The organism is Paenibacillus silvestris (assembly GCF_009882985.1).
GTDB lineage: Bacteria > Bacillota > Bacilli > Paenibacillales > NBRC-103111 > Paenibacillus_E > Paenibacillus_E silvestris.
In genome coordinates, this window is sequence record NZ_WTUZ01000016.1 from 82,005 (window position 1) to 107,656 (window position 25,652).

21 protein-coding genes are annotated in these 25,652 nt (G+C 44.4%); all 21 read left to right on the forward strand.

Translation table 11 applies throughout. The annotated features are described in order from the left end of the window. Nucleotides 1–89 precede the first annotated feature (89 nt). Nucleotides 90–992 carry a carbohydrate ABC transporter permease gene (locus GQF01_RS13305; protein ID WP_161407253.1) on the forward strand — a complete coding sequence of 301 codons (903 nt, stop codon included), beginning with the start codon at nt 90–92 and terminating at the stop codon, nt 990–992. 13 nt (nt 993–1,005) lie between these two features. After that, on the forward strand, nt 1,006–1,845 hold the full coding sequence (locus tag GQF01_RS13310) for a carbohydrate ABC transporter permease (RefSeq protein WP_161407254.1): 840 nt from the start codon (nt 1,006–1,008) through the stop codon (nt 1,843–1,845). Nucleotides 1,846–2,282: 437 nt separating this feature from the next. Continuing rightward, nucleotides 2,283–3,944, forward strand: a complete 1,662-nt coding sequence (locus GQF01_RS13315) for a sensor histidine kinase (protein WP_161407255.1) — start codon at nt 2,283–2,285, stop codon at nt 3,942–3,944. A gap of 47 nt (nt 3,945–3,991) precedes the next feature. Further along, nucleotides 3,992–4,612, forward strand: a complete 621-nt coding sequence (locus tag GQF01_RS13320; RefSeq protein WP_145655808.1) for a response regulator — start codon at nt 3,992–3,994, stop codon at nt 4,610–4,612. Between the two features lie 385 nt (nt 4,613–4,997). Further along, on the forward strand, nt 4,998–5,741 hold the full coding sequence (locus GQF01_RS13325) for a YveK family protein (protein ID WP_161407256.1): 744 nt from the start codon (nt 4,998–5,000) through the stop codon (nt 5,739–5,741). Beyond that, entirely contained in the window at nt 5,725–6,366 is a 642-nt protein-coding gene (locus GQF01_RS13330; RefSeq protein ID WP_161407257.1) for a CpsD/CapB family tyrosine-protein kinase, read from the forward strand. Before GQF01_RS13325 ends, GQF01_RS13330 begins: the two co-directional genes overlap by 17 nt. Before the next feature lie 33 nt (nt 6,367–6,399). Beyond that, nucleotides 6,400–7,338, forward strand: a complete 939-nt coding sequence (gene galU / locus GQF01_RS13335) for a UTP--glucose-1-phosphate uridylyltransferase GalU (protein ID WP_161407258.1) — start codon at nt 6,400–6,402, stop codon at nt 7,336–7,338. Continuing rightward, nucleotides 7,307–7,990 (forward strand): sugar transferase, encoded by a 684-nt coding sequence (locus tag GQF01_RS13340; RefSeq protein ID WP_161407259.1) that lies wholly within the window; start codon nt 7,307–7,309, stop codon nt 7,988–7,990. Before galU ends, GQF01_RS13340 begins: the two co-directional genes overlap by 32 nt. 25 nt (nt 7,991–8,015) lie before the next feature. Continuing rightward, nucleotides 8,016–8,951, forward strand: a complete 936-nt coding sequence (locus tag GQF01_RS13345; RefSeq protein WP_161407260.1) for a glycosyltransferase — start codon at nt 8,016–8,018, stop codon at nt 8,949–8,951. An 8-nt stretch (nt 8,952–8,959) separates the two neighbouring features. Beyond that, complete coding sequence (locus GQF01_RS13350) at nt 8,960–10,300, forward strand: O-antigen ligase family protein (protein ID WP_161407261.1); 1,341 nt, start codon at nt 8,960–8,962, stop codon at nt 10,298–10,300. Continuing rightward, entirely contained in the window at nt 10,300–11,085 is a 786-nt protein-coding gene (locus GQF01_RS13355; RefSeq protein WP_161407262.1) for a WecB/TagA/CpsF family glycosyltransferase, read from the forward strand. Before GQF01_RS13350 ends, GQF01_RS13355 begins: the two co-directional genes overlap by 1 nt. A 10-nt stretch (nt 11,086–11,095) precedes the next feature. Continuing rightward, the gene (locus GQF01_RS13360; RefSeq protein ID WP_235959608.1) at nt 11,096–12,589 is read left to right on the forward strand and encodes an O-antigen ligase family protein; all 1,494 of its coding nucleotides are present in this window, start codon (nt 11,096–11,098) and stop codon (nt 12,587–12,589) included. Continuing rightward, nucleotides 12,531–13,898 (forward strand): lipopolysaccharide biosynthesis protein, encoded by a 1,368-nt coding sequence (locus GQF01_RS13365; RefSeq protein WP_161407263.1) that lies wholly within the window; start codon nt 12,531–12,533, stop codon nt 13,896–13,898. Before GQF01_RS13360 ends, GQF01_RS13365 begins: the two co-directional genes overlap by 59 nt. Nucleotides 13,899–13,925: 27 nt before the next feature. Continuing rightward, on the forward strand, nt 13,926–14,762 hold the full coding sequence (locus tag GQF01_RS13370; RefSeq protein WP_161407264.1) for a glycosyltransferase family 2 protein: 837 nt from the start codon (nt 13,926–13,928) through the stop codon (nt 14,760–14,762). Further along, nucleotides 14,746–16,008 (forward strand): glycosyltransferase family 4 protein, encoded by a 1,263-nt coding sequence (locus tag GQF01_RS13375; protein WP_235959610.1) that lies wholly within the window; start codon nt 14,746–14,748, stop codon nt 16,006–16,008. The genes GQF01_RS13370 and GQF01_RS13375 overlap by 17 nt, the downstream gene beginning before the upstream one ends. After that, entirely contained in the window at nt 15,977–17,122 is a 1,146-nt protein-coding gene (locus tag GQF01_RS13380; protein WP_161407265.1) for a glycosyltransferase family 4 protein, read from the forward strand. Before GQF01_RS13375 ends, GQF01_RS13380 begins: the two co-directional genes overlap by 32 nt. Nucleotides 17,123–17,152: 30 nt before the next feature. Beyond that, nucleotides 17,153–18,253, forward strand: a complete 1,101-nt coding sequence (locus GQF01_RS13385; RefSeq protein ID WP_161407266.1) for a glycosyltransferase — start codon at nt 17,153–17,155, stop codon at nt 18,251–18,253. Between the two features lie 4 nt (nt 18,254–18,257). After that, nucleotides 18,258–19,589, forward strand: coding sequence for a UDP-glucose dehydrogenase family protein (locus GQF01_RS13390; RefSeq protein WP_161407267.1), 1,332 nt, complete (start codon nt 18,258–18,260; stop codon nt 19,587–19,589). Nucleotides 19,590–19,630: 41 nt separating this feature from the next. Beyond that, on the forward strand, nt 19,631–21,001 hold the full coding sequence (locus GQF01_RS13395; RefSeq protein ID WP_161407268.1) for a sugar phosphate nucleotidyltransferase: 1,371 nt from the start codon (nt 19,631–19,633) through the stop codon (nt 20,999–21,001). 129 nt (nt 21,002–21,130) lie between these two features. Further along, nucleotides 21,131–22,633 carry a glycosyl hydrolase gene (locus GQF01_RS13400; protein WP_161407269.1) on the forward strand — a complete coding sequence of 501 codons (1,503 nt, stop codon included), beginning with the start codon at nt 21,131–21,133 and terminating at the stop codon, nt 22,631–22,633. A gap of 20 nt (nt 22,634–22,653) precedes the next feature. Next, nucleotides 22,654–25,263, forward strand: a complete 2,610-nt coding sequence (locus tag GQF01_RS13405; protein ID WP_161407270.1) for a discoidin domain-containing protein — start codon at nt 22,654–22,656, stop codon at nt 25,261–25,263. The last annotated feature ends 389 nt before the right edge of the window (nt 25,264–25,652 follow it).

The following is a 25,652-nucleotide window of genomic DNA, read 5'->3' on the forward strand; positions in this document are numbered from 1 at the left end:
ATAAGACGGAAAACGCCAAGTTTCGACCATTCAGCTTGATTCCCCTTTTCACTACAATGAAGACAACGAAGAAAGGAGTAGGTCAAACCGTGAAAAAGGGATATCAGAAACATCGATATAGAGATAATTTAGCTGGTTATTTGTTTGTTTTACCCAACTTTATAGGGGTACTTGTGTTTATCCTTGTTCCGCTAATTATCAGTCTAGTGATGGTATTTATGGATTGGGACTATTTGCAGGGGATGGCAGGGATTCAATGGGTTTGGTTGGATAATTTTCTTCAACTTGTTCATGATGAACTTTTCTGGAAATCACTTGAAAATAACGTGATCTTCACCGGTATAACAGTGCCGGCAGCGATGCTGCTGGGCTTAATCATAGCGGTCATTCTGAATCAATTTGTGTATCTGAAAAATTTTCTAAGAGTGCTCTTTTTCTTGCCGTATGTAAGCAGCATCGTTGCCATTTCGATTGTATGGAGTGTGCTGTACAACCCGACGCAAGGACCTATTAACCAATTTCTGAAATCGCTGGGCGTGGAGCAGGTTCCAGGGTGGCTGGCTAGTCAGCATTGGGCACTACCGGCAATCATGATTATGGTTGTTTGGACGTACACGGGGTATACGATGGTCTTGTACATGGCTGGGATTCAAGGAATATCCAAAGACTTGTATGAGGCAGCAGATATTGATGGCGCGACAAAGTTCAGGCAGTTTTTCAATATCACGATGCCGATGTTAAAACCAACGAGCTTTCTGATTGCCGTAACACTGGTTATTGCTACTTTCCAGGTGTTTGCTGCCGTCTCCGTTATGACCAAAGGCGGACCGCTCAACTCTACCATGGTGCTGTCTTATTACATTTACGTTCAAGCCTTCCAGTATTATAAGGTAGGTTATGCAGCGGCGATGTCTTGGGTCCTATTTATGATCATTTTCATCATTACGATGATCCAATGGAAAGCACAGAAAAAATGGCAGGATCAATTCTAGAGGAGGAGAAATCATGGGGACATTATCCATTCGCAGAATCATCACGAAGACAGTATTAACGGTCATTTTCACAGGGCTTGGAATTGTGATGATTGCTCCGTTCTTATGGATGCTTTCTGCTTCGTTCAAACTGCAGTCTGACATGTTTAAAGCGCCGATTGAATGGATTCCGCACGTGTTTCATTGGGACAGCTATAAAGAAGTTTGGACAGGTAAACATCCTTTTTATGCCTATTATTGGAATTCAATTGAAATCACCTGTTTGACCGTTCTTGGTACGTTGGTGACAAGCTCTATGGCTGGTTTCGCGTTCGCAAAGCTAAGCTTTAAAGGGAAAGAAGCGCTGTTTCTAATCTACTTGTCAACCATGATTATTCCTACACAGATTTTGCTGGTGCCTCGGTTTATTCTGTTTGATAAATTGCACTTGGTAAATACCCATGCAGCAATCATTCTGCCAGGTTTGTTTTCGGTGCTGGGGACATTCATCATGAGGCAGTTCTTCAGCACGCTGCCGAACGAATTGCTCGAAGCTTCGAAAGTAGACGGCGCGAGTATCTTCCGGACATATTTGCAGATTTGTCTTCCTTTGACGAAGCCTGCCTTAGTATCGCTTCTTATTCTTAGCTTCACGTGGCACTGGAATGAATATGAGGGACCACTCATTTTCCTGCGGACTAATTCCCTGTATACATTGCCGCTTGCTCTAACTAATTTCGTCGATGAGAACACCACTAACTATACAGCAGTTATGGCGGCATCGGTTTCATCCCTGCTTCCGCTCATTATCCTTGTTGCATTCTTCCAACGGTGGTTTGTTGAGGGAATTGCTAGTTCAGGAGTAAAAGGATAGGCAAAGGTGCTTATGAGCGCCGCATATTACTACAAAAAGGGGCACTTTTGGATTAAGAAAAGGGCCTTTCTGCGGTAAGTCTTCGACAATAAGCTATAAATCAAAGAGTTAAGCGCTAACAAGGCCTAACTCTTTTGTGTTTTCAAAAAAAATTTAGGAATTTTATGGTACAAAAGGATGAATTTTAATTTGGTCATTCCAATCTGGTTTACATTTTTTTCCGACAAATGGTTAGGTCTAAATGATCAAACGTATAGATCGCAACTCCTGAAATTGGTAGTTTTATTGTTGATAGAGACAGAAAACTACAAAAATAGCGAATAATATAGTCATGTAGTGGTCTTTTGACTGTAAGAATTTAACTGTTATGATTATGCTAAACATGGGTATTGTTGAAGGAGCCACTTACAAATATCGGTTAAAGGATGATTACACAGATGAGAAAGATGTTCTCAGGTGAGAGTAGGGTCTTTTACTTGTACCGGTTTATTTCTCTGGCTGGGACTTCGCTGGTGTACGCTATTGAGGATCGTGGCCCTCCACTTGGTGTGAAAATTGGCATCATCCTCGTGTTGTTCATCTTTGCTACATGGATTACAGACATGTATACCCAAAGCGGTAAAGCCTCTCGCACAATTAAAATAACCGTAGGCTTGGAAATGACGGGGATGATGGTCCTCCATCTTCTAAGCGGCGGTATGGACAGTCCGTTCCTGTGGTGTGTTTTCAATCCCGCTTGGATGGCTGCCAGTTACCTATCCTCTGCCTATTGCTGGTTCATGATGCTCTTTTACTTTTTGTTTGTTACGGCTTTTTCATACTTTTTTACGAATGGGCAAATGGAGACACTGGGCAGTATCTTACTGAGCGAAAATCGCTTTTACCTCATGCTGCTGTTTATGACACTCACGATTCAATTATTGGCCGGTGTCAAAAATCGTCTTGAGATTGCGAACGCTCGAACCACGGAAACGATGGAGCATATGAAGTCGCTGTATCAAATCGTGGAAGCGGCAACCCATAGTGATTCTGAGAATTTGAAAGTTATATTTGCTGAGTTTGCTTTAAAATTGACCAAGCTAAGAATGTCTTTTTTCTGGGATGTCAATGGGCAAGCCAAACCTGATCAATTGATTACCCAAGGTGTCTTACCGATTGGCATTGAAACATCCCTTTCTGAGGCTTTTGAAATGCAAGAAGCTGAGCTTAGACAGCTCGATTCCAGCAGGCTGATGAGTCTAGCAGAATATGGTGACTTTCTGGTGATGCCGATCAAGTCGTCGACCCGATTCTGGGGAGTCATGGGCGTTAAGATTGAGCATGCCAGCTACGAAGAAGGCAGGCAGGGGTATATTAAACAGCTTGGTTTCCTATCGGAGCTATGCTCTGTCATTCTGGAGCGGCACCAGCTGGAACGAATCGAGAATCAGTTAATGATTATCGAGGAACAGAATCGGATTGCCGATGAAATGCATGACAGTGTTTCCCAGTACATATTCGGAATTGTGTATGCCGTGCATTCACTAAGTCGCAAGTGGAAAGAGATTTCTAGAGATCAGATCAAAGAGCAGCTGCAGCTCATTCAAGAGTCTTCCGTAGCCGCTTCTAAAGAACTTCGTTCCACCATTTACAGTCTCAGTTCCAGGAAAAATGGCGGTGACTTTTGGATTACGACCGTCAAATCACATCTGGACAGCGTGTCCAAGCTGCATGCTGTGAAAGTGAATTTACATGTCACTGGCGATGATCATCGTCTGCATGTTAATTATCAAAAGGCTTTGTTTCGAATTATTTCGGAATCCACTGGAAATGCCATTCGTCATGGGCGCAGTACACTCATCAAGGTTGAGCTTCATATCAAGTCCGATGAGGTGAGCCTTTCCGTTCTGGATAACGGAAGTGGCTTCAGTGTGAAAGAACGATTGTCAGACCCTAAGGCTGTTGGCCTAGGGGTGAACAATATGGAACTACTTGTCCAGTCACTTGGTGGAACGATTAGTATTCAGAGCGCAGAAGGTAAAGGTACACATATTCAACTGACCATCCCATTCCAACCACAAGACAACAAGGAACTAAATGAACTTCAGATGATGGGCTAAACAAGGTCAAGAAGGCTATTCCCATTCTAACGAAAGCAGGTGGAACTTTGAAAGTTGTTATCGTAGATGATCATCCGTTGGTGCGTAGAGGATTGTCAGCTGTGCTAAAGCTTGAAGCAAACATCGAAATTTCTGGTGAATCGGAGACGGTGGAGCAAGCATTAGAGCTAATCAAGGAAACAAAACCGGATTTGGCTATTGTGGATCTAAAGTTAGGGAATCGTTCTGGTCTTGAAGTGGTAGAGAATATTAAAGATACATCATGCCGCAGCATCATTTTGACGTCATCGACGTTGGAGCAAGATGTAAGAAAGGCAGAAGCTGTGGGTGCGGATGGTTATGTACTCAAAGAAGCGCTTCCAGAAGAGTTGCTTTTGGCTATCAAATTGATTTTCAAAGGGAAAAAGTATTTTGACCCAGGTCTCATGGAGATGTTGTTTAAGAAAGAGGAAGAGGACAGCTTCAGTAAGCTGACGCCGAAAGAGCGGGAAGTGTTAATTGGTCTAGGAGAAGGTTTGTCCAATCAAGGTATGGCGAAGAAATTAATGGTGACGGAGTTTACTGTCAAGAAGCATGTTAGCCAGATTCTAAATAAGCTGTGTGTCAACGATCGTACACAAGCAGCGTTGTTAGCACAGTCCAAAGGATTAGTTAGTGGATTTCAGTGAGTCACTACGGCCATATGGTCCGAAAGTATACCATCGCTTTATTAAATATAGGTACGAGTGGATAGACGAAATAGACCCAAAAATTATAATTTCGAGTAATATCATAATTTTGGGAATTCATTTAGTATTTGACTATAACCAATTAAATGACAAAAAGCGGCATTCTTCATTCCATTTGGTAGAGTGCTTCAACTAGCTTACAAGCTAGTTATCACCGTCGAATAGTGATTGTAGAATGCTCTGAATAAAAGGAGTGATTGAATGTCGTTTCGATAGGTGGGGATGAGGAGAATAAAACGCTTTCATTACAAACATCTTAACTGAAAATTTTCGGAAAAGCAATACTGTATTTATTGATTTATTAACTATTTTTTCGGGAGGAATCATGGAGAAATCGATCTTGGATTACTTTGTACTCATTCGCAAAAAGCTGTGGATGATTGCGCTGTTCGTTCTTCTCTCGTGCCTGACAACCTTCTATGTCAGCAAAACGTTTGTTGTGCCTGTTTACAAGGCAAACACACAAGTACTGGTCAGCAGTACGTTTAAGAGTGAAGAGGCAATAGACCTGAATGATGTTTCGATGAACATGAATTTAGTTGAGAGCTACAAGGAAATCATCAAATCAGACCAGATCGTACAGAAGCTGCTGCAGAATCATCCGGAGTTCGGAATGACGCAGAAAGAACTGCTGAAGAACTTGAAGGTTAGCTCCACCGATAAAACGCAAATCATCAAAATTGAGATGGAAGATCCAAGTTATGAGAAAGCCGTCGCGATGACGAAAACACTTGCAGATACGTTCATGAGTGAAGTGCCGACATTGATGAATATGAACAATGTCAAAATACTTTCAAGCTCTGATGTAGCTGTAAAGCCTTTGCCAGCGAATGGCAGTATCATTATTAATTTGGCTTTGAGCTTTATTTTATCGGCGATGGCAGCTATTGGTGTGTTCTTCTTTTTCGAAAATATCAACGATACGATTCGCTCGGAGAAAGAAGCTGAGCACTTCGTGGGCCTTCCCGTTCTTGCTTCCATTGGAACGATTAAGAAAGGCAATGTAACAAAGACGTCCAAGGCGCTGAGCAGAGAGGTAGGGGAACAGACGTATGTTGCAGCTAAGTAATGTGCTTGTAACGGAATTAGATCCTATTTCGCCGGTTTCCGAATCTTATCGCTCTTTACGAACAGCGGTACGCTTCAAAAAAGTAGTGCCCGCTGATCAAAGGCTGGGCATGGTCTTGATGGTTGCATCACCCAAGTCGCAAGAAGGCAAGACAACGACGCTTGCTAATCTTGCAGTTACGTATGCACAAGAAGGCAAATCAGTCGTGATCGTTGATAGCAACTTGCGTCAGCCATCGCTGCATAACTTATTTGGTATGAATAATACAAAAGGTTTGCTCCACTTTTTTCAAAAAGGGCTTGATGTTGATGATGTCATCACACCGACAGGGATCATTGGACTTGATCTCATCGTAGCTGGCGGTCAACCCGTCAATCCTTCAGAATTGGTAGGTTCTTCCCAGATGATGAACCTGATGAACCAACTGAAGCAGCGATATGAGGTTATCCTTATTGATTCACCATCAACGCTTGATTATACAGATGCAAGCTTGCTCACGGAATACAGTGATGGCGTACTGCTAGTCGCTAGGAATGGTAAAACGAAGCGGGAATGGGCGAAACAAGCAAGAACTCAGCTCGAACAATCAGGTGCCCGCATGTTAGGTATGGTTTTCAACCAATAATTGAATATGTACTCTCTTAGGAGGATGAGAAGGATGAAGACAGTCAAGAAAGCAATAATTCCGGCTGCGGGGTTAGGAACGAGATTTCTACCCGCCACGAAAGCGATGCCCAAAGAGATGCTCCCAATCATCAACAAACCAACTATTCAATACATCGTGGAAGAAGCCATTGAATCCGGTATCGAAGATATCATTATTGTAACCGGTAAAGGAAAGAGAGCGATCGAAGATCATTTCGATAATGCTTTCGAGCTTGAGAACAAGCTGATGGAAACGGGGAAGCTGGAGCTCTTGAAAGAAGTTCAGCGTTCATCCAAGGTAGAAATTCATTACATTCGTCAAAAAGAACCCAAGGGACTTGGGCATGCCGTCTGGTGTGCAAGAAGGTTCATTGGCAATGAACCATTCGCTGTACTGCTGGGCGATGATATTGTCACAGGGAAGGTCCCCTGCTTGAAACAGCTGATAGAGCAATATGAATTATCAGAAAATTCCGTCATTGGCGTCCAGAAAGTCCCGCCAGAACTTACGAACCGGTACGGTATCATTGATCCTGGTGAGCAAAATGATCGCCTATATCAAGTAAAAGATTTTATTGAAAAACCTAAATTAGGTACGGCCCCTTCCAATCTTGCCATTATGGGGAGATATGTGTTCTCTCCTAAAATCTTTGAATTTTTGGAGCTTCAGGAAAAAGGCGCTGGCGGCGAAATTCAGTTGACAGACGCGATTCAGAAGCTTAATCAAATAGAACGTGTTCTTGCTTATCATTTTGACGGCATTCGTTATGATGTGGGCGAACGACTTGGGTATATTCTTACCACGATGGCTTTCGCACTAGAGAGCAAAGATCTTCGGTTGGATGTACTTGATGCAATGGCTTCACTCCTGATTAAGGAGAAATATGCACCTATTTTAGAACATTTGGGAGGTGAAGATTATGAGCTTGCGAGAACTGCAGGAGGAATATGAGTACTACTATCCGGCTGCAACAAGATCGCAGGGTAGAAAGAGCGTAACTTCCTATTCCTTTATGAAGCGTACGTTAGATATTCTTCTTTCCTTAGCTGGACTTATTTTCTTGATGCCTTTGTTTATCGTAGTTGCTGTTTGGATCAAGTTGGAAGATCCCGACGGTTCCGTATTCTTCAAACAAAATAGGGTGGGCAAAGATGAAACTTTGTTTCCGATGTTTAAATTTCGCTCGATGGTTTCAAATGCCGAAGCATTGAAGCAGCAATTGATGAGCCAAAACGAAGTCGAAGGCGCAATGTTCAAAATGAAAAATGATCCTCGTGTGACTCGTGTCGGCAGAGTATTGCGCAAAACGAGCATCGATGAGTTGCCGCAACTGTGGAACGTACTCATCGGTGACATGAGCTTGGTTGGTCCTAGACCGGCTCTGCCAAGTGAAGTTAAAGAGTACACGATCTATGACAAGAAACGTTTGGCTGTAACGCCTGGTTGCACGGGTTTATGGCAAGTTAGCGGAAGAAGCAATCTAAGCTTTGAGCAAATGGTTGAGCTTGATTTGACTTATATCCGTGAACGCAGCGTTTTCTATGATTTGAAAATTATAGTGAAAACCGTTTCGGTCCTTCTCGGTTCCAAAGACGCCTTTTAATAAAAGATAGAAAAGGAGTACCGCAATGGTGCATGATCAGCCAAAACCAAGGGTTTCAATTATCATCTGTACCTATAATCGCGCAGATTTGCTTCAGATTACGCTCTACGCACTGCCTGCATTAGCTGCAATAGATATGGCGGAGATTCTTATTGTGGATAACAATTCCACGGATCATACGCGTGAGATCTCCGAATCATTTGCCCTTCGTCAAGCTGGGTTCATGCGTGTTCGATATATATTTGAACCGACCCAAGGACTGTCGGCTGCGCGAAATAGGGGGATACAAGAAGCACAAGGTGAGATTATCGCCTATCTCGATGATGATGCAGTTCCTTGTTTGGGGTGGATTCGCACGATTGTGGACACCTTTGATCATCGGCAAGATGTCTATGCGATAGGTGGCATGATTCGTCCGAAATTCGAAAGCGAGCGGCCAGCCTGGCTGATCAAATCGCTTGAACTTCCTTATACGATTGTAGATCGGGGAGAAGATGTACATGAATATCCGATGAATAAGCATCCCTTCGGAGCGAATATGGCGATTCGCAAGTCCTTTCATGAGACATATTTGTTTCCAACAGACCTTGGAAGGAAGGGAACACTCCTGCTGTCTGGCGAAGAGTCTTGGATTTTCGAGCAGATGCAGCAGGAAAAAAAGACGATTCTTTATCACCCTTCCATGGTCGTGGATCACTTCATCCCCGACAATCGCTTAACGAAAGATTGGATTAAGCAGCGCTATTATTATCAAGGGATTACGAATGGTTCTATGCACAAAGGATTTATGGGTAAATCAGCTTTACTCGTTAATGTTGCCTGCAGGGCGCTCTACATAGCTGTAAATGCCTTGTTCGCACATTCGGAAGGCGAGAAATTACTCATTGCCTGTCGGATACAAAGTATAAAAGGCACATTACTCACGATGCGCAGTCGTGTGAAAATGCGTTTAACAGGGTGAGGATACGGATGACACCGGTGTTTCCAATACAGCTCAAGAAACCGATGTACTATGCTCCGCTCTATGTGCTGCTTGCAGTAATTATGGGTGTAGCGGCTGCTTATCAGCCTATTATTAGTATGTTGGGTTTGGCCGTACTTTTCATGTGCGTGTATGCCATCTATCAACCGGAAAAAATGAGTTATATCGTTCTGCTTTCAACCGCTATATCTGTTAACTACATTGTTGAAGCGAATTTCCCAGGGCTGGAGATCCTTTCCCTCTATAAGCTTGGAATTCTCATTTTATTAGTTCCCAGCATGCTGCAGAATGGACTTCGGTTGAAGTTCATTTACCCAATCATAGCTATTGCTGGCATGTTGTTCATTACCTTCTTTTTCTCAGAATGGCATCCGAGACTAACGCTTTCGATCACCGTGAAAGCCTTTATCGGACTCGCGCTCCCTTTCTTTTTTCTCATGATCAAATGGAAAAAGGAAACAGTGCAAAAGCACATCCGGATCATCTGCCTGCTTCCAGTGGTAAGCGTGGCGACCGGGGGAATTCTTCAGGTAGCTCATCTGTATTCGTTTCTCAACGTTGAGTTCACTGGGGCGATCCGAGTACAAGGGGCGAATATCGCGCCTCATTTGGCGATGTTAGCTTTCATCGGAATTACGGTTGCTTTGATTGAAACCAAACGCAATCCGCTGCATGCCAAATTCTTATATTGTACATTGGCCGCTAACTTTGCGATTCTGATCGCTACGGGAACTAGAGGGCCAATCCTCGCTATGCTGGCCATGGCTGCGTACTATTTCTTCGATATGGTTAAGCAGTATATCAAAGGGAAGCTCATTCTATTAATCCCGTTGGTTTGCTCCTTGGCCTTAATTGGTGGAGCCGTGTATGTACAGTGGGACAATATGACGAAGCGCTCCTTCGAGCGCCAGACGGGCACGGGCATCGATTTGTCCGGCAGGACAGAAGCATGGAACTATTTCCTAAAGGGAGTGCAAGATTCCCCGCTGACAGGTAGAGGCCTTGGTGCCGTAACGGTAGCGAATGACGGCAGTTTATATGTCGGCTTTGTGGTTCCGCACAACGAATATATCCGCTTTTATTATGACTCGGGTTATATTGGTTGCATCCTGTTGTTCCTATCCTTACTTGTCTTATTTCGAATGATTTATCGCGTCATTCCACAGCGAATTAAAATTTATTATGCAGCTTTCATACTTGCATTCTTGCTATATTCCTTGTCGGACAATACATTATCGACAATTCAATTCATCATTCCTTTTTGCTGGTATTTGAATGGTTTGTATATTCTCTCGACGACAAATTCGAAAAAAGAAGAGTTGATCTGATGAGTAGAGTGACTATGTTCGATGTTCATTTTGATAATTATGACTTTCTGGACTTGCTTGCTTATATGGATGAGGTCATTCGCCAGAATAATCATTCTTACATTTTAACCTGCAATGTCGATCATCTAATTAAGCTCAGAAAAGATGCTGAGTTTCAAAAGGTATATTCAGATGCGGGTGCGATTGTGGCGGATGGCATGCCAATTATCTGGGCATCGAAGATGCTTCGTAAACCGCTCAAGCAGAAGGTGTCCGGATCTGATTTGTTCGCAAAATTAGGTGAAGCTTTCGCGGAACGCCAATATAAGCTTTTCTTCTTAGGGTCAGCGGCCGGAATTCCAGAACAAGCAGTTAAGAATCTGAAACTCGTATTTCCAAATTTGAACATCGTGGGCTGCTACTCACCTTCTTATGGTTTCGAGAAGAAAAAGGATGAGAATGAACGAATTATTCAAATGCTGATTGATACGCAGCCAGATATCGTGTTTGTTGGCGTCGGCGCACCGAAGCAAGAGAAATGGATTTATCAAAACTATCTGCAATATAAAGTACCGATTTCAATTGGTGTTGGCGCAACCTTCGATTTCCTTTCGGGCACCGTCAAGCGAGCTCCGAACATTATGCAGAGAACAGGGTTCGAGTGGTTTTGGCGGCTTGTGCAAGAACCACGACGGTTGTGGAAACGTTACTTGGTCCACGATGCCATGTTTGCGGTTTTGCTATGGCGCGAGGTTGTTAAGCAATTCAAGCTGAAGCGGGAGGGGACGGGAATCAATAGTGGATGATTTCAGCAAAATGACTAAACCACCTTTGATTATGACACAGACAGGTCGCATGACCATCATATTCGCTGCAATGGCTCTGGCCGTCTCTGTCATCATTGGTTATTCAAGTGCAACGCTGGATCCTGATCTTAGTATGCAAATTGCAATCTTGTCTATGCTGCTATTTCCTGCCTTTGTATTGGCTTTATTCGATTCACGCCGATTGATTCCATATATCCTGCTGGTCTGGGTTATCTGCCCGGAGATTCGTAGAATACAGGATTGGATGGAAGGAACCTACCATTCGGTTTCGCTTTTAAGTATTGCACCTTTGTTAACGAGTGCTGTGCTTATCATTCCGATTTTGGCTAAGTTTCACCAGATGGAATCTAGAATCTACAAGCTGCTTATTTATATGGCAATCGTGCTGCTCTACGGCTGTCTAATCGGTGTAACGAAGAATGGGAGCGGGACTTTTTACGATCTGGCGAATTATGTGATTCCGTTGTTGTTAATCCCCTATGCCGCATTAAGTGATTTCGACAATAAAGCGTTAGACCGATTAGTTGTTGCTTTCTCTAACACCGCCATCCTAGTGGCTGTATATGGCATTATTCAATACATCATCGTGCCTCCATGGGACGCATTCTGGATGAATCATGTGGAAATGACGTCGATTGGGCACCCTTTTCCCTTGGAGATCAGAGTCTTCTCAACACTGAATTCCCCTGGACCTGCGGGTATGTATATGGGAACTGCGCTTGCCCCGATGATTCTGGAAAAAAGATGGCGAGGACCGTTAGGCTGGATCGGTATTATCCTAGTAACGGTTGGACTTCTGGTCACGTTGGTACGCTCTGCCTGGGTAATGCTTTTCATCGATATCGCCATCTATACGGCTGTATCAGCGGGCAGACAAAAGTGGAAACTGATCGCTCAACTAACAGCTGTTATTGGCGCCATGTATCTCATCATCCCGAAGCTGCCTGGTGCACAAGGTCTTATCGCTCGCTTAGATACGATGACGGCCATTCAAGATGATCATTCGTACAACGAAAGACTCGATTTCTTTCATACGGTTTTCCCGATGATGTTTTCGAAACCGCAAGGATTAGGGCTTGGGAGTATTGGTGTCGGCACGAAGCTCAGCAATGGCGGAGCATTAGGGGAATATGGCATTTTCGATAATGGCTTTGTTGCTATTTTCCTAACATTCGGCATACTTGGCGGCTTGTTGTTCCTATGGGCTCTGTGGCTTGTGACGCGTTATCTGTTATCTCAGAAAAGCCAACCAGGCGGTATAACAGCTTACGGCAAGTTGGGACTCTCCGCTTTGCAAGGAAGTATCGTTTGTCTCGTTTTTGAAAATGGGTACACGGGTTTGAAAGGTTTTCTATTATGGATGGTCGTAGGTATTGGAATTATGGCGCATCGAACGATCGTTCAAGAGAGGAGGCAAACTTCGGATGCAGCAGCCAGTCAACTTGAAATTAGTCCGCATAAAGCCTCTGTTCGGCTTCATTAAAGCATTCTTTTCAAGCAAAAGTCATTTGTCATCTTCGGTTAAAACGATGTTTTTCAGTGTACTTATCCTGGTGATCAATATGCTGACAGGAATATTAACAGCGCGATTTCTTGGGCCATCCGGCCGAGGAGAGCAGGCAGCTATGGTTTTATGGTCACAATTCTTAGCCTTTAGTTTCACCTTTGGTATGCCTTCCGCCATTATATACAACGTGAAAAAGAACATGAAGGATTCCGCCAAGCTTTATTCGACCGCTGTTATCATGGGTTTGACAGCAGGCATGCTTGCGATGTGCTTAGGGATATTGGTTTTACCCTATTGGCTCCGTTCGTATTCCGACAGTGTGGTGCTATTCTCGCAATGGTCCATGGCTATCGTACCTCTGATTGTATTGTCGCAGATTAATAATGCCATGATGCAGGTAAGAGGCGAGTACAAACTATTCAATCGTCTGCGATTTCTTATTCCGCTGAGTACGCTCATCGGCCTTGCTCTGCTAATCCTGACCAAAACCATGACTCCTTACACGTCAGCAGTAGCTTATCTCGCTCCGGCGGTTCCCTTTTACATATGGACCACTGTTCGATTGCTTAGACAGTATCAATGGGTGATCAAGGATATTTACCGCTCCTTTGTGACACTAATTAAATATGGTATTGGATCCTACGGAAACGATTTAATGGGCAATGTTTCCTACTACATTGATCAGATCGTTATTATCGGGCTGCTGAATCCCTCTGAACTTGGACTCTATGCGGTAGCAGTAAGCCTTTCTCGTGTGGTTAATATTTTCTCAACATCCATTATCGTGGTGCTGTTTCCCAAAGCATCCGGTTTGCCCAAGGATAAAGTGGTTGAGATGACGTTCCGTGTGTACAGGATCAGCACATGCGTGGCCTTGTTTTGTTCCATGATGATCATGCTGGTTGCTCCTTTCGTCATGCCTCTCTTGTATGGCCCTGATTTCAAGGAAGCTATTAGTGTCTTTCGAATGCTGCTTCTTGAGGTGTCCATTTCAGGCGGCACAATGGTTTTAGCGCAAGCGTTCATGGCCCTAGGTAAACCCAAGATTGTTACAATTCTGCAAGGCATCGGGCTGCTAATTGTTATCCCATTGCTGACAGTACTTATTCCTAAATTCGGACTCGCCGGTGCGGGAATGGCCATTTTGTCATCGGGTATACTGCGATTTATCTTTATTTTAATCAATGTCAAATTCACCTTGAAAACGAAACTTCCTAGATTACTGTTGAATAAAGAGGATATCCGTTGGTTGCTTTCAGCAATAACAGCATATAAGGCCAAATAATTGGACATTGGGGGAGGGGCGAACGAAATGAGTCGCTATCGTGACGCTGTGGGAGTGAATCGAATTTCTGTTGTCATCATTGCGCAAGACGATGAATCGAGAATAGCTAATGCGATCGCCTCCTGCAAGCCTTTTGCAGACGAAATTGTTGTAGTCGATGGCGGGAGCAAGGACGGAACCGTTCGAGTCTCCGAGCAATTAGACTGCAAAGTCTATGTGAACGCATGGCCTGGTTATGCGAAGCAGCGTATCTATGGCAGTGATCGCGCAGCCTATGACTGGATTTTCGTAATCGACACGGATGAGGTTGTGAACGAGCAGTTAGCTTCGTCCATTCTGAAACTGAAAAGTGAGCTGTCTGATCCAAGCAAAGCCTATTCCGTTCTGCGGATTGGAGACTTCCTAGGGCGCTGGATGGGGAAGGGTGAGCGGTTAGTCCGCTTGTATAACCGTTCACAAATTCAGTATAGGGACAGTCTCGTGCATGAAACACCGGATGTGTCGAGTGAGGATGTCATCTTCGTGCCAGGCGTCTTATGGCATTATGGTTTCCGCAGCATTCATGACCACATTCAGCGGTTTAATAAATATACCGATCTGGAGGCAGAAGGCGCAGTAGCGATGGGAAAAAGATTTAGCCTACTGCGGATGCTCGTTAGACCTCCCTTGCGGTTCATACAGAAATATATCGTTCATGGTTTGTATAAAAAGGGAATTCCCGGACTTGCCGTGGCATTTTTCTGGAGCATCTATGAGTTCCTGATCTGCATGAAACAGTATGAGCTTGGATTAGCTCACAAACGTGTGAAGCAGTCCAAAGATGGGCCAATCAAGGAGGGTAAAGCTTATGCAACGATACAATGATTTACGGATCTTGTGCACGGGAATGGGCTGGCCCTCTGCTCAGCCAGGTGGATTAAACACCTACTTCAAGCATATATGCGAAAGCTTAGCTCCGCATCATGATCTTGAAGCCTTGGTCTGCAGCGCAAATAAACCAGAAGTGAAAAGTGGTCTTCGTGTTATTAATGTGTCCGGTACGGATTTGAAACTCAGCAAACGGCGCGATGCATTTCGCGACCAAGCCGCAGAGATGATGAACGGACGGCATGTAGATATCGTATATTCTCACTTTGCTCCTTACAGCCTAGGCGTAGCCATGGAGGCAAAAGCTCGAAATATTCCGGTTGTTATGACATTTCACGGTCCATGGAGTGAAGAGATTAGACTTGAAGGCAAGGGTTTAAAGCATCGCTTTAAAACAATGATCGCTAGAAACTGGGAAATGAAAGCTTACCAGCTGGCAGATGCCTTCATCGTGTTAAGTGAAACTTTCCGTGATATTCTCCATCGCCAGTATCGCGTCCCGCTTGCCAAGATACACATCATACCTGGCGGGGCGGACGTAGCTCGGTTCAAGCCAGCAGCGAATCGCTCATTAATAAGAAAGAAGCTGGATCTGCCGGAAGAGAAAACCGTCGTGTTGACTTTGAGAAGGCTGGTCAATCGAATGGGTTTGCTTCAACTGCTGGAAGCTTGGAAGGATGTTGTACGTTCAAAGCCAGATGCTGTGCTCTTAATAGGCGGCAGGGGTCCGCTGCAAGCTGAACTGGAGAGCCGTATTGTTGAATACGGGCTCCAGTCTAGTGTTAGAATGCTGGGTTACATCCCAGATAGTGACCTTGCTGATTACTACCAAGCAGCCGATCTGTTCGTTGTACCTTCACAAGCTCTTGAGGGTTTCGGATTAATAACCGTAGAAGCAATGGCAGCCGGGGTTCCAGTCATGGCAACTCCGATTGGAGGGAACCGTGAGATTCTTGAGAAATACCGGCCTGATATGCTGTTCGCAGGAACTAGCAGTAGTGATATAGCTTCAGGATTAACTCGCATATTGAAGCATCCTGAGCTGTGGCCAACAAGTGAGCAGTGTAGGAATCATGTGCTAGAGCATTATACATGGAAGCGAGTCTCCGAGCAGGTGAATGATGTATTTAATTCCGTAATCGATCTTGATAGTCACGTTTACGACGACAAGCAATCGGCTGTGCCTAGGAAGAGAGGAGGACGTGAACAAGATGAGGGTAGCTTATCTGGATCATACCGCTAGATGGAGTGGGGGGGAAGTCGCACTTTATAATCTGATTACGAATTTCGGCAATGAGATTGATCCGTTAGTCATTGTGGCTGAAGAAGGAGCGCTTGTTGATCGGTTAAGAGCTAAAGGGATTGATGTTCGCGTTTTACCTTTAAGTGATAAGGTTCGTAATCGCAATCGGAATGCCGTGAACTTTCAAGCGGTATCGGCTGCATTTGAACTTCTAAGCTACGGGAAAAGGGTAGCCAAACTACTGAAGGCTGAGAAAGTGGCCTGTGTACATACGAATTCATTGAAATCAGCTTTCTATGGAGCTGTCGCTGCCAAATGGGCTGGAGTTCCACTTATCTGGCATATCCGGGATCACATTGGCGTTCCGTATCTGAAGCCAATCGTGGCCCAAGCGATTCGCTTGATGTCCCGATTGCTGCCTAATGGCGTTATTGCCAATTCGAACTCTACGTTGAATGCTTTGAACTTGCCGAAGTCCAAGAAAACATTAGTCGTGTACTCGGCATTCGCGAATTCCAAAACCAAAGGCTTGGCGATCGTCGAGAAAGCATGGCGTAAGCCTTATGTCGTCTTACTTGTTGGCCGATTGGCTGAGTGGAAGGGCCAGCATATTTTACTCGAAGCGGCCAAATCTTTTCTGCCGGATGATCAGGTACATTTCTGGTTAGCCGGGGATGCCCTGTTTGGCGAAGATGCCTATAAGAAGCAGTTGCTGCAGCAAATTGCCGATAATCAACTGAACAATGTGACTTTACTAGGCCATGTTGAAGATATTCAGGGTTTAATGCAGAAAGCAGACCTTCTGGTGCATACTTCCATCACACCTGAACCATTTGGTCAAGTCATTGTAGAGGGCATGGCAGCCGGTTTGCCGGTTATTGCTTCCAACGAAGGCGGTCCGACTGAAACTGTCGTACATGGTGAAACAGGACTTCTCATTACACCAGGGAAGCCAGCCGTGCTTGCTGACTCGATTCGTTATCTGCTTGAGCATCCTGAGGAGAGACGCCGAATGAGTGAGAATGGCATTAAGCGTGTAGAGCAACACTTTGTTATCGAACGAACCGTTACCCAAATCACTCATTACTATGCAGGTTTCATCGCTAATTCGTGATGACCGCTTAGAGAGTAAAGGATGGATCAAATGAAAATAGCAATTGCGCATGATTATTTGGTTCAAATGGGCGGAGCCGAAAGAGTTGTTGAAGTCTTTCACCAAATGTACCCGAGTGCTCCCATTTATACGACCATGTTTAGCAACAATCGTCTGCTCGATGAACTGAGAGATGCGGATATACGAGCCTCTTGGTTACAAAAAATGCCTGGAGGAAAAAGTCATTTTAAAGAAATGCTTCCTCTCTATCCGTTTGCGATTAAGGATTTTGACTTTCGAGAATTTGATATTGTGCTCAGCTCAAGCAGCGCGTTCATGAAGAGCATTCAGGTGCCGAAGAACACCTTCCATCTCTGTTATTGCCATACCCCGATGCGTTTCGCATGGGATTATGACACCTACATGGAACGGCAAACCAAATCGAGTGTGATGAAACGACTTTTGAAAATATATATCGATCAGCTCAAGCAATGGGATCAAAAAACGTCAGCGAATGTGAATCAGTTTATTGCGAATTCCTCGGTCGTTAAGAATCGCATCCGTAATTATTATCACCGCGATTCCGATGTGATTTTTCCACCGATTAATACGACTCGCTTTCATAGCTCGACAAACATTGATAACTATTATTTGATTGTATCGAGACTTGTGTCTTATAAACGTATTGATTTGGCTGTAGAAGCTTTTAATCGAAATGGGCTGCCTTTGCATATCGTTGGGGAAGGGCCCGATCTGATGAGACTTAAGGGAATGGCCAAAGGAAATGTCCGTTTTCTGGGAAGATTGGATGACGCTTCTGTAACTAAAATGATGGCGGAGTGCCGAGCGTTAATCTTTCCCGGTGAGGAGGATTTCGGCATCACACCTCTGGAAGCCAATGCGGCTGGAAGACCCGTTGTTGCCTATCAGGCCGGTGGCGCGCTAGATACAATCGTGCCTCAAGTGAATGGTGTCTTTTTCAAGCGGCAAGAGGTAGAGGATCTGCTGATGGCTATTCAGGAAGTGGAGAACCATGCTTGGGATGTAAGCCGAATTATTGGGCACGCCCAGAAATTTGATGAAAAAACATTTATGGAGAAATTAAAAATCTACATGGCTAAAGCTTATCAACAATTCAGAGAGGGGAATTAATCGTATGGATATTGCAGTAATTGGAACAGGCTATGTGGGATTAGTTTCCGGGGTGTGCTTCGCTGAGGTGGGTAATAATGTTATCTGTGTGGATCAGGATATACAGAAAATCGAAAAACTGCAAAATATGATTTCACCCATCTACGAGCCTGGCATTGAACAACTTATGGAGAAGAACATTCATGCTGGACGCTTAGCTTTTACTACGGATTTGGCTGATGCCATTAACCAATCTGAACTTATTATCATTGCGGTAGGAACACCTTCCTTGCCGAATGGCGAGGCTAACTTGTCCTATATTGAACAAGCGGCTATGGAAATTGGCAAGGCGATGAACAGTTATAAAATTATTGCCACGAAAAGCACAGTACCTGTAGGTACGAATGAGCATATTCAAATGATTATTGCGATGAATACGCAGCAGGCTTTCGATATCGTATCCATTCCTGAGTTTCTTCGTGAAGGTTCGGCTATCGATGATACCCTTCATCCGGATCGCATTGTACTTGGGCTTGATAATCAGAGCTTGGCTGAACCTCTCACGGAGCTGCACCGTGCATTTACAGATCAAATATTCATCACAAGTATCCGGAGTGCGGAGATGATCAAGTACGCATCGAATGCCTTTCTAGCGACGAAAATTTCATTTATCAATGAAATCTCTAATATCTGCGAGAAGGTAGGCGCCGATGTCACAGAGGTTGCCAAAGGGATGGGGAAAGATAAGCGTATTGGTTCTTCCTTCCTGAGTGCCGGAATCGGCTACGGAGGCTCTTGCTTTCCGAAGGATACAGACGCTTTGATTCAAATTGCTGGCAATGTCGATTATGAGTTTCAACTGCTTAAATCCGTAGTTGAAGTGAATAAATCACAGCGCTACAAGGTGATTACTAAGCTCGAAGCCTCGCTTGGAGAGCTAAGTGGCAAGGTTGTGGGCATTTGGGGGCTATCTTTCAAACCTAATACGGACGATATTCGTTATGCGCCATCGATTGAAATTGTTGAAACACTGATCCGAGCGGGAGCAACACTGAAGCTGTACGATCCTATTGCCATGGATAAATTCAGGGAGCGTATCGATCACCCGTCCATTCAGTGGTGCGAGAATGCCATGGAAGCCGCAGTAGGCGCTGATGCCGTTTGCCTGCTAACGGACTGGGAAGAATTCAAAACAGTCTCCTTGTCGCAGCTTATTTTCATCATGGAACAACCTATTCTCATAGACGGTCGCAATGTGTACAGCCAAGAACAAATTCAAGGAACTGGGCTCAAGTATTATTCGGTTGGGCGACCTGATTTGATTGGTGTATCCAGGCCGAAAACGCTGGTTAGATAATTTGCTTGTATCACAAATAAATCAAATGGAGCGTGGTTTTCATGAAATTGGTTCTTCTTTCAGGCGGTTCCGGTAAACGACTTTGGCCATTGTCCAATGATTCTAGATCCAAGCAATTCTTAAAGGTACTTGAGGATGATAAAGGTAAAGATGAATCCATGGTGCAACGTGTATGGAGACAGCTGCAGAATACAGGCCTTGGCGGAGATGCGTACTTAGCGACGAACCGTTCACAGGTCGAAATGATTGTTAGCCAGCTTGGTGGAGAGGCACCTCTCATTATTGAGCCAGAGCGTAGAGACACTTTTCCTGCCATCGCATTAGCTGCTGCGTATATGTACGATGTGGAAAGCTTACCTCTTAACACCGTAATTACGGTGCTGCCGGTAGACCCGTATGTTGATGAGGCGTTTTTCCAGAAAATTAAACAATTAGAGGATGTTCTACACGAAACAGACGCTAATTTGGCGCTAATGGGTGTTGTTCCGACGGTTCCGTCTGAGAAATATGGTTACATTGTTCCATCGGAGGAACGCCGAGAAGGGACAGAAGCACTAAGTGTTCAGTATTTCTTCGAAAAGCCTAGCCGTGAACAAGCAGCTGTTTTGATTGATCAAAAGGCGCTTTGGAATTGTGGTGTTTTTGCTTTCCGACTTGGCTATCTGATTGAAGTCATGATGGATAAAGGGATTCCGATTCAATACGAGGAAATGCTCAGAAATTACCATAAATTAACGAAGATTAGCTTTGACTATGAAGTGGTTGAGAAGGAAGCAAGTTGTGTCGTTGTTCCTTATGATGGCTTCTGGAAAGATTTAGGAACTTGGAATACCTTGACTGAGGAAATGGGACGTTCCCAAATCGGAACGGGAATCGTAACGACAGATTGCGAGAATACACATTTGATTAACGAACTCGACATTCCTGTGACTGTAATCGGCATTCATGACGCCGTTATTGCCGTGAGCCCGGATGGCATTCTCGTGACGAACAAGTCGGAGAGTCCTCGGATTAAAGAAGTGATGAATGCAATCGAGCATCGTCCGATGTACGAGGAGCGCAGATGGGGGCGTTATCGTGTTATTGATTATGTGAAATATGCCGAAGATAATGAGGTGCTCACGAAACGTATTCTCGTTCACTCTGGTAAGAATATAAGCTATCAGCTGCATTATAAACGTTCTGAAGTATGGACAATCGTGAGCGGCGTAGCGGATATCATCATTAATGATAAGCTCTATCAAGTGAAACCAGGTGATGTTGTGCGAATTCCGGAAGGGACTAGACATAGCATACGAGCAATCACGGATGTTGAATTTATTGAGGTACAAAGCGGATCTGACTTAGTGGAAGAAGATATCGTTCGTATTTGCATGGACTGGAAGGACATTCCGCTTCACCAATTTATTTAAGTTTTGTTTTGAAACAAAGAACCGCCTTCTATTCGATTTTTGGGAATGGAAGGCGATTCCTTGTTTGAAGGCATAAAAATTACAAATATATCCATTGTGTGCCCTAAAAGCATTTAACTCACAGAGAAGATGGTGATTCCAATTTTAGGAGAGGCAGGTGTACGTAAGAAAGTGGTTTCCTTATTGTTCTTACTCTCTTTAGTAGCCCCAAATTTCTTGTTCCAACCGCCAGTTACAGCATCTACAAGTACAGTTCCAGTCAACTCACAAGCGACGATTGAAGCAAAGGTCGTACTGCAGAAACTAAATGCCGTTTCGGGTGTTAGCACGATCAGCGGGCAGCATGATTACCTAGAAAGCCCAGATGAATGGACGAATCAAGTAAAAGGCTGGACAGGTAAATTTCCTGGACTTCATGGCTATGAATTCGGTGCTATTTTGGCTCAAAACGATGGTCAATTGGCGCAGCAAAGGCAGAAGGTAGTCAATAGCGCGATCGCTTGGAATCAAGCTGGCGGTTTAGTCACCATCTCCTATCATCAAAGCATTCCTGGAACCTGCCTATGCTGGTCGAATGTGGAGAAGAAAATGAGCCAAGCGGAATTTGATAAATACGTGACTCCTGGCACTCCCCAGTATGCGAAATTGATTGCGGATTTGGATAAAACGGCGGTTTATCTGGGAAAATTGAAGGATGCAGGAGTTCCTGTCTTGTGGCGGCCCTATCATGAAATGAATGGGGACTGGTTCTGGTGGGGCAAGAAGAACAACTTCGCAGCGCTCTGGAATATTATGTACGATCGTTATGTGCATGTGCATAAGCTGGACAATTTGCTTTGGGTGTGGAGTCCTAATGCACCGAATGCGCATGCAGACCCTTACACAGCCACATATCCAGGTGCGAGTAAGGTGGATGTTCTTGCCGTAGATATCTATGATAATGATTACAATGAAGATTATTACAAGAATATTGTCCAATTAGCAGGCGGCAAGCCTGTGGCGATTGGGGAGAATGGCGAACTGCCAAGTGCTGCGGTCTTGAAAGACCAGCCTCGATGGGCTTATTTCATGACATGGGGCAAGATGCTGAGTGAAAATAATAAAAAAGAAGAGATTAAATCGTTCTACTCGCATTCGAAAATACTGAGCAGAGAATCCTTTCTGCCAGTTAAACAACCGCAGATACAGCCGATTTCGCCGCCGGATAAGAAAAATGGATTGCGAGCGGAATATTATGATAACAAGGATTTGACCGATTTAAAAGAAACAAAGGTGGATGCCAAGATTGATTTCAATTGGTCGACTTCGGCTCCTGTATCCTCTGTGCAAGCCGATACGTTTTCTGTGAGATGGACAGGTAAACTGCTGCCCGCCTATACGGAAAAATACCAAATATCGACCTTAAGCGATGATGGCATTCGGGTTTGGGTGAACGATAAGTTGGTAATAGATAGTTGGTATAATCAAAGTTGGGTGGAACGAACGGGATCTATTGCCCTTACAGCTGGCGTACCCGTTGATTTGAAAGTGGAATATTATGATAACCAGAATGGTGCTGCTGCTAAACTCATGTGGAAGAGTCCTTCCCAAACAAAAGAAATTATACCAGCAAGTGTTCTATTACTACCTTAGAGGTTTGAGAGGTATCTAACATGATGAGATATGTGATTGTGCCATCGGCCTTGTTGATCTTACTGATCCTGATCTCGGCTTCGACGAATTACGGTGCATCTGCAAGAACAGAGTTGGTAAAGGTGATGACAGAATCCAATCAGATCGGCAATCAGATCTGGACGTTAGGCAAACCTGATGATTCTGATTTGGAATTTGGAAAAGAAAGCGCAGCACCGATTAGTTATACCGTATCTTCTGACGAACAGCAGCCAGAGGCTTGGAACTCGGTGCCGCAAGGTCTCAACAAATCGTTGAATTCTACCTTCACGATCCAATATTCCTTAGCTGAAATACCCGAATATGGCGTTCATTTCCGTGTGAAAATTCTAGATGCGCATAAGTCGGTTCCTCAGATGGCGGTATTTTCCAATAACATGCTTTCGGGTATTATTCAGATCGCCGGTGTCGGAGGAACGTCTAGTACTTATGAGTATAAGAAATTATATGAGCTATATATTCCTAAGGAGCAGCTGCAGCTTGGAAATAACGTATTGAAGCTGTCGGCCGAAGGGTGCTTGTCTTGCCGAGCGGATGAGAATAAATTTCTTTGGTGGAAATGGGACTATCTATCGCTCGATGCACTAACCGCACCTGCCGAGGAACCTATTCACGGGCGATACGTGGAGTCCGGCACCAAAGTTAGCAATTTGTCATTTTACTATGACCAAGGAGCTGTGAAGCACCTACCCTATGTCTTAAAGTGGCTGGGAATTGCTTATAGCGGCAACGTGATGAGAGTCGATTGTGCAACCGATGTAAAAGAGGGATGTTCGTCTATCAAGTCTTATTATGAAACGCTGCGTGACTACAATACGCAAGCGGTAGCTCTTCATTTGCATACAGGCAACATTATGCTGAAAGACGATGGAACTTTGCCCGCAGATGCAGAAAATAAGTTATCGGACTATGTGAAGCAGTATGGCTCCATGTTCCAATATTATGAGATTGATAATGAACCTGGTTTATTCAATCGATCCAAAAGTGTGAATCTCGCCATAGCCAAATGGCTCAAAACCAACCTGCCTGTGATGGCTCCTCATGTGAAGACGGTTGCTCCAGGATGGGCGTATGCACCGGAATACAGCCTGAGGACTTGCCGAAATCAAACGACATCAGGCGTGTTCAGATGCGGAGATCCTGACGGATGGGAAGGCGATCCGAATCAGCGTATGGAGCTTGAAGAGATGACAGATTTAACCAATGGACATGCGTATGGGACCTCGTATGTGAACAATAAAGATGGAAGCTTTCTGGAGAACATGCGTACCTTCGGCGGAGCAGAGGATGGTTTGCAGAAACAGATGCTGAATACGGAGTATGGCACTTCAGATAGCCATGTAGATCCAACCGAATATGGCGCGGCAGAACCTCATGCGGCTGTCTTTGATCGCATTCTGAGAGCCCATATCGGATATGCGGATATGTTCATGCAGCATGCGGCATTTTACCCGGAATATGCGCTGTTCGAACCGGGGATTGATTTGAATACACAGAACCCCGCACAGATGCAGATTCATAAGAATTCGTTAGAAAATGACACGCGAGTCGGAGTGATGCGGCGCTTAAATTTAGCGTATGCAACCCATGGCAAGCCGCTGGTTTACGAAATAGCCAATAAGCCGGAGCTATCGGATAAGCTGGTTTATTTCCGTGGTGTAGATACTTCAACATTGCCTGCACTTCCTGGATCAGGAGGGAAATCGAATAAGATTTTGCTCAACTTTGTGAATTTTGAATCGTCCCCACAGACGATAGAGGTCAAAGTAACGATGCCGGAGTCTGCGATATACGAAGGTGAAAGATTCGGAGCGGGTGATACCTATGAGTCCGCTCGAACCTATCTGAGCGGCTTGGAAGCTGCTCCAGAGCTAGCTTTTAAGGAAACGTTAGGCCCAGGTGAAGCTGTGCAGTATATCTTATCGCGAGCAGATGGGGTGAAGCCAGTTGCACCATCGTGGATACAAGCTAAGCCAGCGCAGCAGCATGCGATTGAACTCAGCTGGAACGAGTCTGAAGTAGCACAAGCTTACGATGTTTTGCGGAAATCAGGCTTAGGTGAGGACAATTACGAAGTGATTGCTGAGCAAGTGGAAGGTACCGAGTATGTAGATACAAGTACAGAGATAGGGAACCAATACTTGTATCAGATTAGGCTATCTGGTACAAACGAAGTTTCACAACCAGCAGCCGCAATCGCCACAGATAGCGTAGTTCTGGATCGATCGGACTGGGAGGTTACTAGCAGCTCTGGTAAACCTCAAGGGGCAATTGATGGCAACATCTATACCCGTTGGGACACAGGAATTGCTCAAGCTCCTGGGCAATTCTATCAAGTGGATATGAAAACTCCGACGATGATCAACCGAATACGGCTTCTGAGCGAGGGTTCGCCGAAGGACTATCCAAGGAAATATGAAGTCTATGTTTCTACAGATGGAAGCAACTGGTCGCAATCGGTTGCAACCGGCAGCGGAACAAGCATACTGGACATTAATTTTAGTCCAACGTATGCAAGATTTATCAAGATCGTCCAGACAATGAGGGCTGGGAACTTCTGGTCCATTCATGATCTGCAGATTTATGGCTAGCAATTGAAGTTACGCCGTTCAACTTTTGCGGGTTGAGGCTACGATTAGAAACAAGATTAATATGAGCAACCAGATGACTTGAACCATATGATCATCGCCTTTTGTTATAATAAGTCAAGTTTAACAAGAATCTTTGAAATATTCTGTCTTAAAACAAACAAAAATGTTGGATTTATGCTAAATATTACTAAAGTAATCATTGAATAGTTATCTTTTCATGATATTTCTTGACGAAAGTCCTCACTTTGTGGGGATTTTTTTATTTATGTGAGCATCCAGGGAACTGGCGTCCGCTATTTTTGTGAAAAAGGCACAAATCACGAATGTAAGGGAACTGCGCTCCGCTATTTGACCGATTTCGCCTGAGTAACGCTGCATGGAAGAACAAT